This window comes from Stenotrophomonas sp. 1337, from assembly GCF_031455455.1.
Lineage (GTDB): Bacteria > Pseudomonadota > Gammaproteobacteria > Xanthomonadales > Xanthomonadaceae > Stenotrophomonas > Stenotrophomonas indicatrix.
In genome coordinates, this window is the sequence record NZ_JAVDSR010000012.1 from 141,293 (window position 1) to 159,023 (window position 17,731).

Consider the following 17,731-nt stretch of genomic DNA (forward strand, 5'->3'; position numbering starts at 1 on the left):
CTCCCTGCTTGACAATGGCAGGCCGGGCGTGATTCCTCTAATAAGGTGAAACCTGAACGCCCGGCACAGTCCCGGGCGTTCAGTTTATTGATTTGCCCGTGGCCGCTTCACTAATGCGGCCGTTTGCTCCACCCTAGCGGCCCTTCCCCGCGGCTTACCCACAGACCCTGCTGCCATGCCCAAGCACCTGCTCATCGTTGAATCGCCGGCCAAAGCCAAGACGATCAACAAATACCTCGGCAAGGACTACACGGTCCTGGCCTCGTATGGGCACGTGCGTGACCTGATCCCGAAGGAAGGCGCGGTTGACCCGGACAACGGGTTCGCCATGCATTACGACGTGATCGAGAAGAACGAAAAGCATGTCGATGCGATCGCCAAGGCCGCAAAGGGCGCCGACGACATCCTGCTGGCGACCGACCCGGATCGCGAGGGTGAAGCGATCAGCTGGCATATCGCCGAGATCCTGAAGGAGCGCGGGCTGGTCAAGGACAAGCCGATGCAGCGCGTGGTGTTCACCGAGATCACCCCGCGCGCGATCAAGGAAGCGATCAGCCAGCCGCGCGAGATCGCCAGCGACCTGGTCGATGCCCAGCAGGCGCGCCGCGCGCTGGACTACCTGGTCGGTTTCAACCTGTCGCCGGTGCTGTGGCGCAAGGTCCAGCGCGGCCTGTCGGCAGGCCGCGTGCAGAGCCCGGCGCTGCGCATGATCGTCGAGCGCGAGGAAGAGATCGAAGCCTTCATCGCCCGCGAGTACTGGTCGATCGCCGCCGAGTGCGCGCACCCCTCGCAGCATTTCAACGCCAAGCTGGTCAAGCTGGACGGGCAGAAGTTCGAGCAGTTCACCGTCACCGACGGCGACACCGCCGAGGCCGCCCGCCTGCGCATCCAGCAGGCCGCACAGGGCGCCCTGCATGTCACAGACGTGGCCAGCAAGGAGCGCAAGCGCCGCCCCGCGCCGCCGTTCACCACCTCCACGCTGCAGCAGGAAGCCTCGCGCAAGCTCGGTTTCACCACGCGCAAGACCATGCAGGTCGCGCAGAAGCTGTACGAAGGCGTGGACATCGGCGGCGACGAAGGCACGGTCGGCCTGATCTCGTACATGCGTACCGACTCGGTGAACCTGTCACAGGACGCGCTGGCCGAAATCCGCGACGTGATTGCCCGTGATTACGGCATCGACTCGCTGCCCGACCAGCCCAACACCTACCAGACCAAGTCCAAGAACGCCCAGGAAGCGCACGAAGCGGTGCGCCCGACCTCGGCACTGCGCACCCCGTCCCAGGTCGCGCGGTTCCTGACCGACGACGAGCGCAAGCTGTACGAGCTGATCTGGAAGCGTGCAGTGGCCTGCCAGATGATCCCGGCAACGCTCAACACCGTCAGCGTGGACCTGTCGGCCGGCAGCGAACATGTGTTCCGCGCCAGCGGCACCACGGTGGTCGTACCCGGCTTCCTGGCCGTGTACGAGGAAGGCAAGGACAGCAAGAGCGCCGAGGATGACGATGAAGGCCGCAAGCTGCCGGCGATGAAGCCGGGCGACCGCGTGCCGCTGGAGCGCATCGTGGCCGACCAGCACTTCACCCAGCCGCCGCCGCGCTTCACTGAAGCGGCGCTGGTGAAGGCGCTGGAAGAGTACGGCATCGGTCGTCCTTCGACCTACGCCTCGATCATCCAGACCCTGCTGTTCCGCAAGTACGTGGAAATGGAAGGCCGCAGCTTCCGCCCGTCCGATGTCGGCCGTGCGGTGTCCAAGTTCCTGTCCAGCCACTTCACCCAGTACGTCGACTACGACTTCACCGCCAAGCTGGAGGACGAGCTCGATGCCGTCTCGCGTGGCGAGGAAGAGTGGATTCCGCTGATGTCGCGCTTCTGGGGACCGTTCAAGGAACTGGTCGAAGACAAGAAGGAATCGGTCGACCGTGCCGAGGCCAGTGGTGCGCGCGAACTGGGTACCGACCCGAAGACCGGCAAGCCGGTCAGCGTGCGCCTGGGCCGGTTCGGGCCGTACGCGGCCATCGGCAGCACCGCCGAGGATGCCGAGGACAAGCCCAAGTTCGCTTCGCTGCGGCCGGGCCAGTCGATGCACACCATTTCCCTGGAAGACGCGCTGGAACTGTTCCTGATGCCGCGCGCGCTGGGTGAGGACAAGGGCGAGGACGTCAGCGTCGGCATCGGCCGCTTCGGCCCGTTCGCCAAGCGCGGCAGCACCTACGCCTCGCTGAAGAAGGAAGACGACCCGTACACCATCGACCTGGCCCGCGCCGTGTTCCTGATCGAAGAGAAGGAAGAAATCGCGCGCAACCGGATCATCAAGGAGTTCGAGGGCAGCGACATCCAGGTGCTGAACGGTCGTTTCGGCCCGTACATCAGCGATGGCAAGATGAACGGCAAGATCCCCAAGGATCGTGAACCGGCATCGCTGACCCTGGCCGAGGTGCAGCAGTTGATGGAAGAAACCGGCAAGCCGGTGCGCAAGGGCTTTGGCGCCAAGAAGGCCGCCGCCAAGAAGGCCCCGGCAAAGAAGGCGGCAGTGAAGAAGGAAGCCGCGCCGAAGAAGGCTGCTGCCAAGAAGGCGCCGGCCAAGAAGGCGGCTGCGAAGAAGGCCGTGGCCAAGAAGGCACCGGCAAAGAAGGCCGTCAAGAAGGCGGCCAAGTAGATCCACGCCATGCGTGGATGATCTGCCAAGGTGAGCGGACCCACGGTCCGCCCCCACCGCTCCACCCGCTCTGCACGCAGCGGGGGGATAATGAAGGCCCACGCCGGGCCCGGTCGCCGCCATGAAAGAACTCACACTGGACACCGCAGTCGCCACGCTCCGCAGTGGCGGGGTGATTGCCTACCCGACCGAAGCGGTCTGGGGCCTGGGTTGCGATCCTGCGCACGAGGCAGCGGTGCACACGCTGCTGCGACTGAAGCAGCGCCCGATCGAGAAAGGCATGATCCTGGTGGCCGCTGACCTGTCGCAGCTGCAGGGCTGGGTGCGCCTGCAGGCGCTGCCCGATGCACGCCAGCGCGCAGTGCTCGCCAGCTGGCCCGGCGCCAACACCTGGATCCTGCCCGCCGGTACCCGCGCGCCCGGCTGGATCACCGGCGAACACAGCGGCATCGCGGTACGCATCAGCGCCCACCCGCTGGTCGCAGCGCTGTGCCAGGCCTGGGGTGGCCCCCTGGTATCAACCAGCGCCAACCTTGCCGGCGAGCCCCCCGCGCGCAGCCGCGAAGAACTGGACCCACGCCTGCTGCGCCTGCTCGACGGCATCCTCGATGGGCAGACCGGCGGCCTGGCCCAACCCACGCCGATCCGCGACGCGCTCAGTGGCAACGTACTGCGCTCCTGACAGGTCCATTGCGTCGGTGTTGCCGATCGCGCACGCTGCGCCCATGACCCTGCTGCGCGCTGTCCTGTCTCTGGCCCTGCTGCTGTCGTTGCCGGCCCTTGCCGCCGACGACGTGCGGGTCTATCGCTGCGTCGGCAGCAATGGTGCCGTCGCGCTGCAGGACAAGCCCTGCACGGCCGGCCGCCAGCAAGTGCGCGACCTGCAACGGCCGCGCGACCCGCCGCCACGGGTGGTCAGCACCGAGGCCGCGCCGCCCGCACCGGTGCAGACGCCAGCGATGCGCGAGCGCGAGGTGCGCCATGTCTACATCCAGCCGCCACAGCCGATGTACGAATGCGTGAGTGAAGACGGCGACCGCTACACCAGTGACAACAACGAAGGGAATCCGCGCTGGGTGCCGCTGTGGACCACGGTCTGGTACCCGCATGGTCATCCTGGCGGTGCGTACCCCGGACCGCATCCGGGGCCGCGTCCGGCCGGCAGCGGCAACACCATCGGTACCCCCATCGGCGGCGGGCCTGCGGTGTATCGCCCGCCGTCAGTGGGCGTCGGTGTCAACGTGCCTGCCGGCAACATCCTGGTGCGCGATACCTGCCACGCCCTGCCCCCGCAGGAAGTGTGCGCACGCCTGCGTGATCGTCGCTGGGAACTGGACCGGCGTTACAACAGCGCGCTGCAGAGCGAGCGCACCGCGATCAGCAGGGAGCAGCGTGGCATCGACGCGCGGCTGGCGCAGGACTGCGGCGGCTGAGCTCTGTGCTGGGGACGGTACCCCCTCTTTGGTAGATGCCCACCTTGGTAGGCACTGGCAAACAGCGGTGCCAACCAAGGTTGGCAACTACCACGGCATCTGAGCCCTGCGCTGGGGGCTATGCCCCCGCTTTGGTAGACGCCCACCTTGGTGGGCGCTGGGAAACAACGGTGCCAACCAAGGTTGGCAACTACCGGGGCATCTGAGCCCTGCGCTGGGGGCTATGCCCCCGCTTTGGTAGACGCCCACCTTGGTGGGCGCTGGGAAACAACGGTGCCAACCAAGGTTGGCAACTACCGGGGCATCTGAGCCCTGCGCTGGGGGCCATGCCCCCGCTTTGGTAGATGCCCACCTTGGTGGGCACTGGCAAACAGCGGTGCCAACCAAGGTTGGCAACTACCGGGGCACCTGAGCCCTGTGCTGGGGCTGTGCCCCCGCTTTGGTAGACGCCCACCTTGGTGGGCGCTGGCAAACAACGGTGCCAACCAAGGTTGGCAACTACCACGGCATGGGCACTACGGGTGCCAACCAAGGTTGGCAACTACCCGGGCATGGACCACCGCTGTAGGCTGCTCGCATGAGAAGACTGATCTGGCTGGCCATCGCCCTGTTGCCCGGCAACGCGTTGGCCGATGACATGGTGATCTACCGCTGCATGGGCAGCAGCGATGTTCCTACGTTGCAGCGCACCCCCTGCCCCGCCGGCACCCGGCAGGAAATCCAGCGTGTCCCGGCGCCTTCGCCGACGGCGCCGATCGTACCGGTGCAGAACAGCCCCGCTCCGCCGCCTGCAGCGATGCCGTCCATGGACGTCGCCGCCTCGCCTGCCGCGACGCAGCCACGTGAGGGCCGAACGATCATGGAAGCACGCATGGTCGAGCACGAAGGCGGCGACGCCATACTCGACAGCGCGGTGCTGCCACGTTCGAGCGACGCCACGTCGGGGGATGGCAACACTCCGTCAAAGCCACCGCTGCCGGCGATCTATCAATGCCTCAGCAGCGAGGGAAGCTCGTACCTGCATGAGTACGAGGCTGCACCAGGCCGCTGCGAACTGTTGAACGTGCAGGGCCTGGGCGGAGCGACACCGGTGAACGCCGCCAGCTGCGAGGTGGTCCGGGACCGCTGCACTGAAGTGGCCGAAGCGCAGCGCTGCGGCAGCTGGCAGCAGCGCTTCCGCGATGCACGCGGTCGCGAGCGCTTTGCTGCGCCCGAGAACCAACCGGCAGCGCGCGGCGAACGCGAACGCCTGCAGGCCGTGCTGGAAGCCAGCGACTGCCCCGTACCGAAGTAGAGCATCCACGCCCGCCGTGGATGCCTCCATCCGCAGCGGGCGGTCCCGTCAGAACCCGTATCGCAGGAAGCCGCCATCCACCGCGATGCATTCGCCGGTGACATAGCTCGATGCCGGCAGGCACAGGAAGCCCACGGCCGAGGCCACTTCCTCCGGCTCACCGATGCGCCGCATCGGCGTGCGTCCGATCACTTCCTCGTAGTAGTCGGTATCGGACAGCGGGCCGGACGTGCGACGGGTCCGGATGTACCACGGCGCTACTGCATTGACCCGGATGCCGTCCTCGGCCCACTCCACCGCGAGGTTGCGGGTCATCTGGTGCATCGCCGCCTTGGTCATGCCATAGACCACGCCGCTGCGCACATGGGTCAGGCCGGACACGCTGCCGACGTTGACGATGGCCGATGAAGCGTGGCGCGCGAGCAACGGATGCGCATAGCGCGACAGCTCGAACGCCGAGAACAGATTGGTCTCGAAAATGCCGCGCCACTCGTCTTCGGAATATTCCGTGGCGGGCTTGGTGATGTTGCCACCGGCATTGTTGACCAGGATGTGGAGGCCGTCGGCGTGGTCCTCAACCCAGTCCAGGATCTGCCGGCGATCTTCGTCATCGGACACATCGGCGGCCAAGGCATGCACCTGGTGCTGCGGATACACATCCAGCAGTTCGTCGCGGGCACTCTCCAGCATGTCCAGGTCGCGGCCGACGATCATCAGATCGGCGCCGAGACCGGCCAGTTCATGCGCGATCGCCAGGCCGATACCGGCGCTGGCACCGGTGATCAGGGCCGTCTGCCCATCCAGGCGCCACCGTTGCTGGGTCATATGTCCTCCGGGGCCGCGCCCACTGTGTTTCGATGCGGCAAGGATACGCGCTCACGACCGTCCGCCGCCCGGGATGCGACACTGGCTGCACGTCCCTCGTGGAGAGCTGCCATGCGCGTCCTGATTCCCGTCCTGCTGTCGGCCGTCGCGCTGGCCGGGTGCCAGCGCCCTGCACCGCCCAATCCCGAACGACCACCGCAACCGCAGGCGATGGCCAAGGCGATCAATCAACCGCTGGACCGCGCAAAGGCCGTGCAGAAGACCCTGGACGAGGCGGCCGAACGCGAGCGCAAGGCAGAGGCCGACGCGCAGTAGAACCCCGCATGCAACAACGCCCGGCCAAGGCCGGGCGTTGTGCGTTCAGTAGATCCACGCCATGCGTGGATGGGCCATCAGAACCCGCAGAAGCAATACGCCAGCGACTTCACCGGTGCACCGTTGCCCTTCTCGCGGGCCGCGTTCTCAACGAAGCGCAGCTGCGTATCGATTTCCGGCATCGTGCGCGCCAGCATCATCCGGCCCACGCCGGAATCGGCCAGCATCCAGGCGCCGGCGTGGCTGCCAGCGAAGCCGCTGACGAACTGCGCGAACGGCGTCGCCGCCTTCTCGATGTAACGCACGCGGTACTTGTCGGTCGCGCCCAGCTTGGCCCGGCCAGCAGCGTCAGCCACGGCGTCCTTCAGACCACCGAAGGCATCGACCAGACCGCGCTCCTTGGCCTGCGCACCGCTCCAGACGCGCCCACGGGCCACTTCGTCAATCGCCTCGACCGGCTTCTTGCGGGCCTCGGCAACACGGCCGGTGAAATCGGCATAGCCCTTGTTGATCACCGACTGGATGACCTGGCCCACCGCCGGGTCCATCGGCCGGGTGACGTCGAAGGCACCGGCGAAACGGGTGGTGCCGACGCCATCGGTGTGCACGCCGAACTTGTCCAGCGCACGGCTGAAGTTGGGGATCATGCCGAAGATGCCGATCGAACCGGTGATGGTCGACGGATCGGCATAGATGCGATCGGCGTTCATGCTGATCCAGTAACCACCCGATGCAGCGAGGTCACCCATGGACACGACCACCGGCTTGCCCGCAGCCTGCAGTGCCACCACTTCGCGACGGATCTGCTCGGAGGCGTAGACTTCGCCGCCCGGCGAATCCACGCGCAGCACCACGGCCTTGACGTCGTCATCGTCGCGCGCCGCACGCAGCAGCGCCGAGGTCGATTCACCACCGATACGGCCGGCCGGCAGATCGCCGCCGCTGATTTCACCAGAGGCCACCACCACGGCGACCTGCGGACGCGAATCAACCGGGTTGCGACGCGCATCGAGCTGGGCCATGTAGGTGCCGAAATCGATGTTGCGGAAGCCGCCGTCGGCGTCTTCGTCGGCCACGCCGCGCTCGATCATCAGATCCTCGAATTCCTCGCGGGTCTTCAGCGCGGTCACCAGCTTCTGCTGCAGGGCGAACTTGGCCAGGTCGCCGCCGGCGGCAGCGACGCCTTCGGGCAGGGTGTCGATACCGGCCGCCAGCTGTGCCGGATCCAGGCGGCGGGCCTTGGCGATATCGCCGAGGTAGCGCTGCCACACATCGTTCATCCAGAACAGATCGGCTTCCTTGGACGCCGGCGACGCCGCGTCGAGCACGTACGGCTCGGCGGCCGACTTGTACTCGCCCACCTTGAACAGGTGCACGTCCACGCCCAGCTTGTCCTGCAGGCCGGTGCGGAAATACTGGCGGTAGCGACCCAGGCCTTCCAGCACCACCGAACCCATGGGGTCCAGGTAGACCTCGTCGGCCTGTGCGGCAAGCAGATACTGCGACTGCCCCATGCTCTCGCTGAAGGCCACCAGCTGCTTGCCCGAAGCGCGCAGTTCCTGCAGCGCGGCGGACACTTCGCGCAGCGAGGCGAAACCGGACGGCTGCAGCTTGTCCAGTTCCAGCACCACCCGCTCGATCTTCTTGTCATCGCGCGCGCTCTCGATCACCCGGATCAGATCGCGCAGCTGCACTTCCTCGGCACCGTTGTCACCGACGGCCTTGGCCAGCGCGCGACTGACCGGATCGGCACTGTACTGCTCGACCAGGCGGCCTTCCGGCGCGATCACCAGGGTGGTGCGGTCCTGCAGCGCCTTGCTGGCACCAGCGCCCATGCCCGCAGCGACGATGAACATCACCAGCACCAGCAGCAACAGGCCGAAGAACACCAGGTTGAGGATCAACCGGCGGGTGAAATTCATCACGTCCCACAGCCCGATGAAGAAGCTGGCGACAGGATTGCGGTTCGCCGGGGGCAGCGGCGGCACGGGTTGGTTCATGGAGCACTCCGGATGGCTTCTTGCCGTGGTAACAGCATAGCCGGTGCCGCGTGAGGCAGCATCGGACACAAGTCAGGGGATCGCCAGTCACGGTTGCCCGGGACCGGCGTGATGTCAGGCCAGCGTGGACTGGCCAATGCGTTTGCTGCTGCGGCTCAGGCGCCAGCCCATCAGGATGGCGGCGGCGGTCAGGCCGACGATCAGGCCGATCCACATGCCCTGCGGCCCCATGCCCAGGCCCAGGCCGAGCCCGGCACCCAGCGGCATGCCCAGGCCCCAGTAGGCGAACATGGCGATGAACATCGGCACGCGGGTGTCCTTCAGGCCGCGCAGCGCGCCGGCCGACAGCACCTGGATGCCATCGGGGAACTGGAAGGTGGCTGCGTACAGCAGCAGGGTCGAGGCCAGCCCGGCCACGGCCAGGTCGTTGGTGTAGACGCCGACGATGGCGTCGTGGCCGAACAGCAGTGCCGCCGCCGACAGCGTCTGCGTACCCATGATGATCGCGTAGCCGGCCCATGCCGCACGACGCACGCCGAAGCCATCGCCACGGCCAACCGCATGGCCGACCCGCACGGTGGTCGCCTCGGCCACGCCCATCGGAATCATGAAGCACAGCTGCGCCACGTTGATCGCGATCTGGTGCGCGGCCGCTTCATTGGCGCCCAGGCGACCAATCAGCAATGCGGTGACGATGAACAGGCCACCTTCCATCAGTACGGTGATGCCGATCGGCAGGCCGGTGCGCAGCAGGTCCCAGATCGCTGACCAGCGCGGCCCCTCGAAGTGCGAGAACAGCTGCAGGTGGGCAAAGCGCTTGGTGAACCACAGGTAGGTACCGAAGGCGATCGCCTGCAGCCACATCATCACCGCCGAGGCGATGCCCAGGCCTTCAGCGCCCATTTCCGGGAAGCCCAGCTTGCCGTTGGCCAGCACGTATCCCATCGGCGCCAGCACCAGCAGGCCACCAAAACCGAGCAGCATGGTCGGCAGCGTCCAATGCATGCCTTCACTGAGGTAGCGCATGCAGAAGTACAGCGTCAGCGCCGGGCCACCCCAGCGCACCGCATGCAGGAAGGCCGTTGCGCCGGGCACGATGTCCGGGGCGATGCCGAATGCCGGCAGCAGCGGCGGCACCACGGTGAGGAAGGTGAACATGATCAGGCCCAGGCCCAGCGCCAGCCACAGCGCCTGCCGGAACAGCGGGCCGATCTCGCGCTCACGGCCGGCGCCATGCAGCTGCGACACCGAGGCGGTGAGCGAGATCAGCGTGCCGATCGGGATCAGCATCGGCAGCCACAGCAGCGCAGTGCCGATGGTCACTGCGGCCAGGGTGGATGTCGCATGGTGGCCGGCAATCACGTTGTCGACGAAGGAGATCAGACCGGTGGAGACGTGCCCGAGCACAAGCGGCAGGGCAAGCAGACCGGTAGCGCCGACTTCCTTGCTGAAGCGCGGCGTGGAGGTTGCAGTAGACATAAGGTGCTTGACGCGAACTACGGTTGCGCGCGAAGGGCACAGGCACCGGGTTGCGGCCGGCCATCTTACGCGCGCCGGGCGGTCATTCCCATGACTGCCCCATAAAGGGGACGGAGGGAATTAAGTCGTATCCGGCACAGTCGAGCCAAAAACGACTTAATTCCCTCCGTCCCCTTTTCGCTTATTGGCCGGCCTGGCGCTTGAGCCAGGTGTCGCGTTCGGCGGCGGGGACCGTCAGGAATGCGCTGCGTACGCTGTCGCGTTCCTGCGGCGGCGTGCGCTGGGCGACCAGGGCCAGCTGCGCCAACTGCGACGGACTCAGCTGGCGCAGCACGGCAAGCACGGCGTCGCGCTGTTGCGGCGGTACGAAGCCGAACAGGCCGTGCAGCTTGGGGAATTCGGCGCCCAGTTGCGGGCCCAGCCGCCATCCTTCGCGGAAGGCCTGGTCCTGTGCCTGGAACTGCGCGCGCAGGCGTTGCTGCTGGTCGGCCGGCAACGCGGCGAAGCGGGCGGCGGCCTGGCGGATGCGTTCGCGCTCACCCTCCGGCAGAGCCCGCCACGCGGCGTAGTCGCTGCGGCGCTGGCGTTGCTGGGCGGGATCGAGCTGCGCGAATGCCGCAGCGGCAGTGGGCGCCGCAGTGGGCGCGGCCGATGGTGTTGCCGACGGTGCGGCCAGCGGCACGTTCACTGATTGCGGAGCGGCCGCCAGCGACAGCGGCAGGGCCAGCAGCAGGCCGGCGAAGAGGAGCTTATTCATCGGCAGCAGAGGTTTCCAGCGCTGCGCCGACCGGTTCCGGGTGGGTCGGCTTGGGTTGTGACTCGTCCACCGGCAACGGGCCACCGGCGGCACTCCAGGCATGCATGTCGGCCTCGGCCAGCAGCGGGTAATCGCGGTCGGCCAGCATCGCGGCATCTTCGCTGGCCTGCGCATCGCTGCCCGCAGCGGGGCGGACATCGCTGGCTGGCAGCGCCTCGACGGTGACCGGCCCGGCCTCGCCGACCACGCCTTCGGGCAGGGGGCCATCGGCAGTCAGCGCACGGCCCTGCCAATGGCGCCAGCCCAACGCAGCCAGCAGCAGCACCGCCACGGTGATCAACAGGATCACCGGGCCACGCCAGCGCGGCTTGGCATTGGGGCGGCGACGCTTGCCGCTTGCAGATGCGCGTTCGTCGCGCGGCGGTGCACGCCAGCTGGACGCAGGCGTCTGGTTGTTGGCCGCTGGCGCGGACGGTTGCTGCAGCTGCTGCAGGCGCTTGGCCGGCAGGTCGCGGACACGCAGCTGCACCTGTTCGGCCAGAGCGCGCCATGCAGCGGCGTCGGGCTGGCCATCGGCATCGCGTGGGCAGGCCGTGGCCAACAGACGCTGATAGCCTTCTTCGTCGACATCCAGAACGCGGGTGGCGATGCCCTCGTCCAGACTGCCCCCCACCCGCAGCAGCAGGGCCAGCCGCGGCAAGGGGGCCATCTCGCCCAGCGCGGCCAGCGACGGTGGCCACTGCCCGGTGGCCGGCTCGCGCAGCGCCTGGCGCTGGCCCAGCAGGGTCCAGAAGCGGCTGGGCCACTGCGCCATCGGCAGGTCGCTGGCGACCGCGGCGAAGGCGCGCATCACCGCCACCAGCGTCTGTTCGGCACGGGCGGGGTCACCGCACTGCAGTTCGGCCACGACCAGGGCACGGCGTTCGACGCCACGCAGAAATGCCGACAGCGCGCCGGCCGCGGTCGAGGAAACAGGGGCGGGCACAGCCGTCATCGGTCACTCCAAAGGTCTGCCGGCATGATAGCGGCAGCCCATCACTGCCCGGCAGGACTTGCGATTGCAGACGCTTTCTGCTGCAGGTTGTGCACAGCACCACGCGGGAACCGGGCGATTCCTGCGTGAATGGCTGAATTCACCCTGTTTCAGCAATGTTTCACACTTAAGTTGTTGATTTCAATTGAATTTAAAGTGTGGCTATTTTTTGACCAACCAAAGCGTGAGGCCGTCGCCATCGGCCTCATACGGCGCCATGAGCCGCTAACGCACAGACTTATCCACAGAAGATGTGGATAAGACTGAATCTCCAATAGACACCGATATTTAGGTGACATTTATGATTCGCCGGAGGGCATGCCAGTCGCATCTGCCACTGCCATGCGCCCTGGCATGGGCCGTTACACTGACCCGATGCTCGCCCCTGAATCCGGCCCTGTCCCGACCCTGCAGGTCGCCCTGCCCGTGCCCCTGCCGCGCTTGTTCGACTACCTGCCACCGCAGGGCGAAGGCCCGACGGTAGCGGTCGGCTGCCGGCTGAAGGTGCCGTTCGGCAACCGCGAACTGATCGGCGTGGTGGCCGGCCACGGGCAAACCGAGGACAGCCAGGGCCTGCGCCAGGCACTGGCCTGGTGTGACACGACACCACTGCTGCAGGGCGAGTTGTGGCAGAGCCTGCAGTGGCTGGCCCGCTATACCCACGCCCCCTTGGGCGAAGTACTGAGCACCGCCCTGCCCGGCCCGCTGCGGCATGGCGAACCGCTGCCCGACACCCATCACTGGGGCTGGCAGCTGACAGCCGAAGGCCATGCCCAGCGCGACAAGCTGCGCGCCGGCAGCCGACCGCGGCAATTGGCCGAGCTGCTGGCCGAAGCCGTGGTGGACGAAGATGTCCTGTCCGCACGCATGCAGGACTGGCGGGTGGCCGCACGCAGCCTGGGCAAGCGCGACCTGGCCGAGCGCATCGCCCTGAGCGTGGCGCCGCAGCACGCCCAGCCCCTGCCCGGCCCCACCCTCAATGCGGAGCAGGCCGAAGCGGTGGCCGCGATCACCGCCGCCGAGAGCTTCCAGGCATTCCTGCTGGACGGGGTGACCGGCAGCGGCAAGACCGAGGTCTACCTGCAGGCCATCATCCATTGCCTGGCGCAGGGCAGGCAGGCCCTGGTGCTGGTGCCCGAGATCGGCCTGACCCCGCAGACCCTGGCGCGCTTCCGCGGCCGTCTCGGCATCGCCGTGCACGCGTTGCACTCGGGGTTGACCGACAACGAACGCGCGCGGGTCTGGGCTGCGGCCTCGCGCGGCGAAGCACGGGTGATCGTGGGCACGCGTTCGGCGGTGTTCATTCCGCTGCCGCAGCCCGGCCTGCTGATCGTGGACGAAGAGCACGACGGCAGCTACAAGCAGCAGGACGGCATCCGCTACCACGCACGTGATTTCGCGCTGGTGCGGGCCAAGGCGCAGGGCATTCCTGTACTGCTGGGCAGCGCCACGCCGTCATTGGAAACCCTGCACAACGCCTATGCCGGCCGCTATGCGCACCTGCGCCTGAAACAGCGCGCCGGTGATGCCCGACCGCCGCGCGTGCGCATCCTCGACGTCCGCAAGCGTCCGCTGCGCGATGGCCTTTCCGCCGACGTACTGGCCGGCATCGGCGAACACCTGCAGCGTGGCCAGCAGGTGCTGGTGTTCAAGAACCGCCGTGGCTATGCGCCGGTGCTGCTGTGCCACGACTGCGGCTGGACCGCACCCTGCAACCGCTGCGATGCACCGATGACCGTGCATGGCGGTGGCCGTCGCCTGCAATGCCATCACTGCGGTGCGCGGCAGCCGGCACCACTGGCCTGCCCCGCCTGCGGCAGCCTGGCCCTGCAGCCACAGGGCATCGGCACCGAGCGGCTGGAAGAACACCTGGTCAGTGCCTTCGCCGATTTCCCGGTGGTGCGCATCGACCGTGGCACCACCGCCCGTCGCGATGCGCTGGAGCAGCAGCTGGCCAAGCTCGGCAACGCGCCCGGCATCCTGGTCGGCACGCAGATCCTGGCCAAAGGCCACGACCTGCCCAAGCTGACGCTGGTAGTGGTGGTGGGCATCGACGAAGGCCTGTTCTCGGCCGATTTCCGCGCCAGCGAAAAACTGGCGCAGCAGCTGATCCAGGTAGCCGGCCGCGCCGGTCGCGCGCGCGATCCGGGTGAAGTGTGGCTGCAGACCCATCATCCGGGCCATCCGCTGCTGGAGACACTGGTGAACGGTGGCTACCACCCGTTCGCCCAGGCCGAACTCAACCAGCGCCAGGCAGCCGGGTTCCCGCCCTTCGCGCACCTGGCATTGATGCGTGCCGAAGCACAGCAGGTCGAGCATGCCAACGCGTTCCTGCTCGCTGCGCGGAAACTGCTGGGTGAACAGGACATGGTGGAGGCCTACGGGCCGATGCCGGCGCCGATGCCACGCCGTGCCGGTTATCAGCGCACGCAGCTGCTGCTGTCGGCGGCACAGCGGCCGCCGCTGCATGGGGTACTGGCACAGCTGGTGCCGCAGTTGTACGCGCTGCCGGAGGCACGCAAGGTGCGCTGGTCGCTGGATGTGGATCCGACGGATCTGTACTGAGGGCAATGCGCTGGGGTCAGAGCCCACCCGCTGGGTGGGATCCGACCCCGATGGCTTGAGGTCGGATCCCTTTCCGCAGAAAAGGCTCTGACCCCGAACGTCGCGCCTTCGCTTACGTCATCGGTGACATCACGCCGCGCTGGTACGCCGGGCGTTCGCGCAGGCGTGCATACCACTCGGCCAGGTGCGGCAGGTCCGGGCGCTGGATCGGCAGTTCGAACCAGGCGTAGATCAACGAGCCCAACGCGATGTCACCCATGGCGAACGTGTCGCCCGACAGCCACGGCTGCTTGGCCAGGGTTGCGTTGGGCAGCGCCAGGAAATCACCGGCGCGCACGATCGCCGCATTGATGCGCGCCTCATCGCGGTCGGCCGGTGCGGTGCGCATGATGCCCCAGATCAGTTCGGAGTACAGCGGCGCCATCCGCGAGGTGCTCCAGTCCATCCACTTTTCGGCCTGGGCGCGCTCCATCGGATCTTCGGCATACAGCGTGCCCAGCGAATAGCGCGCACCGAGGTAGCGCACGATGGTGTTCGACTCCCACAGCGGCAGGCCGTGGTCTTCGATCACCGGCACCAGGCCGTTCGGGTTCATCGCCACGTACTCCGGCGACTGCGTGCCACCGTGGCTGCCACCCACTTCGATGGACTCGTACGGCAGGCCGATTTCCTCGGCGCACCACAGCACCTTGCGGACGTTGCTGGAATTGCGGCGGCCCCAGATCTTCAACATGCGGGTTTCCTTGCGTGCAGCAGTGCGCCGCGATGGCGCGGAGCCGCTACGATACGCCCATCCACAGGGAGAGACGACATGACCGCATGGGATGCAGTGAACTACACGCTTCTGGCAGCAGGACTGCTGATGCTGGTGCTCGGGTACCGACGCTCGAACCGCAACATGCTGCTGTGCGCCGGCGTGCTGCTGCTGGCCTTCAATGGCGTTGAAGACTTCGCCAACGGATTTGCGGAAGGCCATGCCGGCTCCAGCGCACGTACGCTGTAGCCACACCATGTCTTCTGCAGTGCTGCGCGACCGGCAAACGCTGGGCAACGCCCGGCGCTACCGGTTCTTCTTCGGCAGCGCGCGTACGTAGGAGGACTTACCGTCCTTCTTCAGTTCGAACAAACCGATCGCCGCCAGCAGGTCACTGAGTTTGCCGTAACCGTAGTTGCGCGGATCGAACGAGGCCTGGTTGCCGATCTGGCTGCCGACCGGACCCAGGTGCGACCAGCCATCCTCGCCTTCTGCCGAGGACACCGCACGGCGCAGCATCTTCACCAGGCGCGTGTCGCTGCGCATTTCCGCCCCGCTCTTGCGTGGGCGCGCATCATCGCTGGTGGCCTGCTCGCTGGGCGCCTGTCCGTTCGATGATTGTTCGTTCGCTGCCTGCTCCACATCCTGCACGCTGGCGTGGGTCTGGCCCAACGCTTCGAGGTAGGTGAACTTCGAGCACGCGTTGACGAAGGGTTCCGGCGTTTTCTTTTCGCCGAAGCCATACACCTTTACGCCATCGGTCAGCAGGCGCATCACCATCGGAGTGAAGTCGGCATCGCTGGACACGATCGCGAAGCCATCGAGGTTGCGCGCGTACAGCAGATCCATCGCGTCGATCACCATCGCCATGTCCGACGCGTTCTTGCCCTTGCTGTAGGCGAACTGCTGGATCGGGCGGATCGCGTACTCGTGCAGCACCGCCTCCCAGCCCTTCAGTCGTGGGCTCTTCCAGTTGCCGTAGGCACGGCGGACGTTGGCCACACCGTAGCGCGCGACCTCGGCCAGGACTTCGTCGATCTTCGAGGCCGGTGCATTGTCGGCGTCGATCAACAGGGCGATGCGCTTTTCCGGTTCGCTCATGGACTCCTCACGGGCAGTTGCCTGAACCCGAGTATCGCCGATCCCGATGCACGCTGACGTGACAAGGAGCGGCCGTGCGAAGATGCCAGGCACTTCCCCCATGCCCCCCTGGAGTGAGTCGATGAGTCGTGATCGCGTCCCCCACCTGGTCGTTGTCGGCGGCGGTTTCGCCGGCCTGTGGGCCACCCGTGCGCTGGCCCGCGAACGCATACGCATCACCCTGGTCGACCGTCGCAACCACCACCTGTTCCAGCCGCTGCTTTACCAGGTGGCCACCGCTGGGCTGTCCGCTCCGGATATCGCCGCACCGCTGCGCCACATTCTCGGCCACCAGCGCAACGTGGAGGTGCGGCTGGGCGAAGTGGTAGCCATCGACAAGCAGGCCCGCCAGGTGCGCATGGCCGATGGCAGCTCGCTGGACTACGACAGCCTGCTGCTGGCCACAGGCGCCACCCACGCCTACTTCGGCCACGACGAATGGGCCGACGATGCGCCCGGCCTGAAGACCCTGGACGATGCCATCGCCCTGCGCCGCAAACTGCTGCTGGCGTTCGAACGCGCCGAAGCCGAGCCGGACCCGGAAAAGAAGGCGGCATGGCTGAGCTTTGCCGTGGTGGGCGGTGGCCCGACCGGGGTCGAGCTGGCCGGCACCCTCGCGGAAATCGCCCGGCATACGCTGCGCAATGAATTCCGCCACATCGATCCGGCCAGCGCCAAGGTGCGGCTGGTCGAGGCCGGTCCGCGCGTGTTGTCCACCTTCCCCGAAGTGCTTTCGCTGAAGGCACGCCGGCAGCTGGAAAAGCTGGGCGTGGAAGTGATGACCGGCACGCCGGTGAGCCACATCGATGGACAGGGCTTCAAGCTGGGCGACCAGTTCGTGCCCGCGCGCACCGTGGTCTGGGCCGCCGGCGTGGCCGCCTCACCGCTGGCGCGCACGCTGGACGTGCCGCTGGACCGCGCCGGTCGCGTGCAGGTGCAGCCCGACCTGACCCTGCCTGGTCATCCGGAACTGTTCGTGGCCGGCGACCTCGCTGCGCTGAACCAGGCCAACGGCAAGCCGGTACCGGGCGTTGCGCCTGCCGCCAAGCAGATGGGCAAGTACGTGGCGGACGTGATTCGCGCGCGCCTGCATGGCAAGGCAGCACCCGGACCGTTCAAGTACGCCGACTTCGGCAACCTGGCCACCATCGGCCGCATGGCCGCGATCGTGCACCTGGGCAAGCTCCAGCTGTCCGGCGTGCTGGCCTGGTGGTTCTGGCTGGCCGCGCACGTGTTCTTCCTGATCGGGTTCCGCAACCGCGTCGTGGTGCTGTTGAACTGGGCGGTGGCGTACTGGAGCTACCAGCGCAGCGCGCGGATCATCTTCGGCGACGACCGCGAAGACCGGCGACCGAAGCGGTAGGTACTGCCGTGGGTGACCTCTCGACCGACACAGTAGATCCACGCCATGCGTGGATGAATTTCTGTGCAGGTTGCATGGAGCGCAGCCACGCATGGCGTGGCTCTACTGCTTCAT

Annotated in this window: 15 protein-coding genes; 8 read left to right on the plus strand and 7 right to left on the minus strand. The window is 67.1% G+C overall.

Features of this window, described 5'->3' with window-relative positions:
* Positions 1-175: 175 nt before the first annotated feature.
* The 4 genes from J2X70_RS16570 to J2X70_RS16585 all read left to right on the plus strand — a co-directional run bounded on the left by J2X70_RS16570 (position 176) and on the right by J2X70_RS16585 (position 5,386).
* The gene (locus J2X70_RS16570) at positions 176-2,659 is read left to right on the plus strand and encodes a DNA topoisomerase I (protein WP_059065260.1); all 2,484 of its coding nucleotides are present in this window, start codon (positions 176-178) and stop codon (positions 2,657-2,659) included.
* 121 nt (positions 2,660-2,780) lie between these two features.
* On the plus strand, positions 2,781-3,341 hold the full coding sequence (locus J2X70_RS16575; RefSeq protein ID WP_032952114.1) for a Sua5/YciO/YrdC/YwlC family protein: 561 nt from the start codon (positions 2,781-2,783) through the stop codon (positions 3,339-3,341).
* 43 nt (positions 3,342-3,384) lie between these two features.
* Positions 3,385-4,092, plus strand: a complete 708-nt coding sequence (locus J2X70_RS16580) for a DUF4124 domain-containing protein (protein ID WP_218788039.1) — start codon at positions 3,385-3,387, stop codon at positions 4,090-4,092.
* Between the two features lie 577 nt (positions 4,093-4,669).
* Positions 4,670-5,386, plus strand: coding sequence for a hypothetical protein (locus J2X70_RS16585; RefSeq protein WP_218788040.1), 717 nt, complete (start codon positions 4,670-4,672; stop codon positions 5,384-5,386).
* Positions 5,387-5,434: 48 nt separating this feature from the next.
* Here J2X70_RS16585 and J2X70_RS16590 read toward each other — a convergent pair whose 3' ends face one another.
* Entirely contained in the window at positions 5,435-6,211 is a 777-nt protein-coding gene (locus tag J2X70_RS16590; protein ID WP_025879399.1) for an SDR family oxidoreductase, read from the minus strand.
* Positions 6,212-6,322: 111 nt separating this feature from the next.
* Here J2X70_RS16590 and J2X70_RS16595 point away from each other — a divergent pair, with 111 nt between their 5' ends.
* Positions 6,323-6,526, plus strand: a complete 204-nt coding sequence (locus J2X70_RS16595; protein WP_025879398.1) for a hypothetical protein — start codon at positions 6,323-6,325, stop codon at positions 6,524-6,526.
* A gap of 77 nt (positions 6,527-6,603) precedes the next feature.
* Here the strand turns inward: J2X70_RS16595 and sppA are convergent, their stop codons facing one another.
* The 4 genes from sppA to J2X70_RS16615 form a co-directional block, all read right to left on the minus strand.
* Positions 6,604-8,526 carry a signal peptide peptidase SppA gene (sppA, locus tag J2X70_RS16600; protein ID WP_025879397.1) on the minus strand — a complete coding sequence of 641 codons (1,923 nt, stop codon included), beginning with the start codon at positions 8,524-8,526 and terminating at the stop codon, positions 6,604-6,606.
* A 114-nt stretch (positions 8,527-8,640) separates the two neighbouring features.
* Positions 8,641-10,005: an MATE family efflux transporter gene (locus J2X70_RS16605; protein WP_032976478.1), complete on the minus strand. Its 1,365-nt coding sequence runs from the start codon at positions 10,003-10,005 to the stop codon at positions 8,641-8,643.
* A 181-nt stretch (positions 10,006-10,186) separates the two neighbouring features.
* On the minus strand, positions 10,187-10,762 hold the full coding sequence (locus J2X70_RS16610; protein ID WP_309911271.1) for a DUF3106 domain-containing protein: 576 nt from the start codon (positions 10,760-10,762) through the stop codon (positions 10,187-10,189).
* On the minus strand, positions 10,755-11,756 hold the full coding sequence (locus tag J2X70_RS16615) for a hypothetical protein (protein ID WP_279209157.1): 1,002 nt from the start codon (positions 11,754-11,756) through the stop codon (positions 10,755-10,757). Before J2X70_RS16615 ends, J2X70_RS16610 begins: the two co-directional genes overlap by 8 nt.
* 393 nt (positions 11,757-12,149) lie before the next feature.
* Between J2X70_RS16615 and J2X70_RS16620 the strand changes: the two genes are divergently transcribed.
* Complete coding sequence (locus J2X70_RS16620) at positions 12,150-14,360, plus strand: primosomal protein N' (RefSeq protein ID WP_309911273.1); 2,211 nt, start codon at positions 12,150-12,152, stop codon at positions 14,358-14,360.
* A 112-nt stretch (positions 14,361-14,472) separates the two neighbouring features.
* Here J2X70_RS16620 and J2X70_RS16625 read toward each other — a convergent pair whose 3' ends face one another.
* The gene (locus J2X70_RS16625) at positions 14,473-15,093 is read right to left on the minus strand and encodes a glutathione S-transferase (protein ID WP_309911275.1); all 621 of its coding nucleotides are present in this window, start codon (positions 15,091-15,093) and stop codon (positions 14,473-14,475) included.
* 78 nt (positions 15,094-15,171) lie between these two features.
* On the opposite strand from J2X70_RS16625, the gene J2X70_RS16630 reads away from it, so the two are divergent.
* Positions 15,172-15,363 (plus strand): hypothetical protein, encoded by a 192-nt coding sequence (locus J2X70_RS16630; RefSeq protein WP_309911278.1) that lies wholly within the window; start codon positions 15,172-15,174, stop codon positions 15,361-15,363.
* Between the two features lie 57 nt (positions 15,364-15,420).
* On the opposite strand, the gene J2X70_RS16635 is transcribed toward J2X70_RS16630, so the two are convergent.
* Positions 15,421-16,215 (minus strand): NYN domain-containing protein, encoded by a 795-nt coding sequence (locus tag J2X70_RS16635; RefSeq protein WP_025879390.1) that lies wholly within the window; start codon positions 16,213-16,215, stop codon positions 15,421-15,423.
* Positions 16,216-16,336: 121 nt separating this feature from the next.
* Between J2X70_RS16635 and J2X70_RS16640 the strand changes: the two genes are divergently transcribed.
* Positions 16,337-17,617, plus strand: coding sequence for an NAD(P)/FAD-dependent oxidoreductase (locus tag J2X70_RS16640; protein ID WP_080149735.1), 1,281 nt, complete (start codon positions 16,337-16,339; stop codon positions 17,615-17,617).
* The last annotated feature ends 114 nt before the right edge of the window (positions 17,618-17,731 follow it).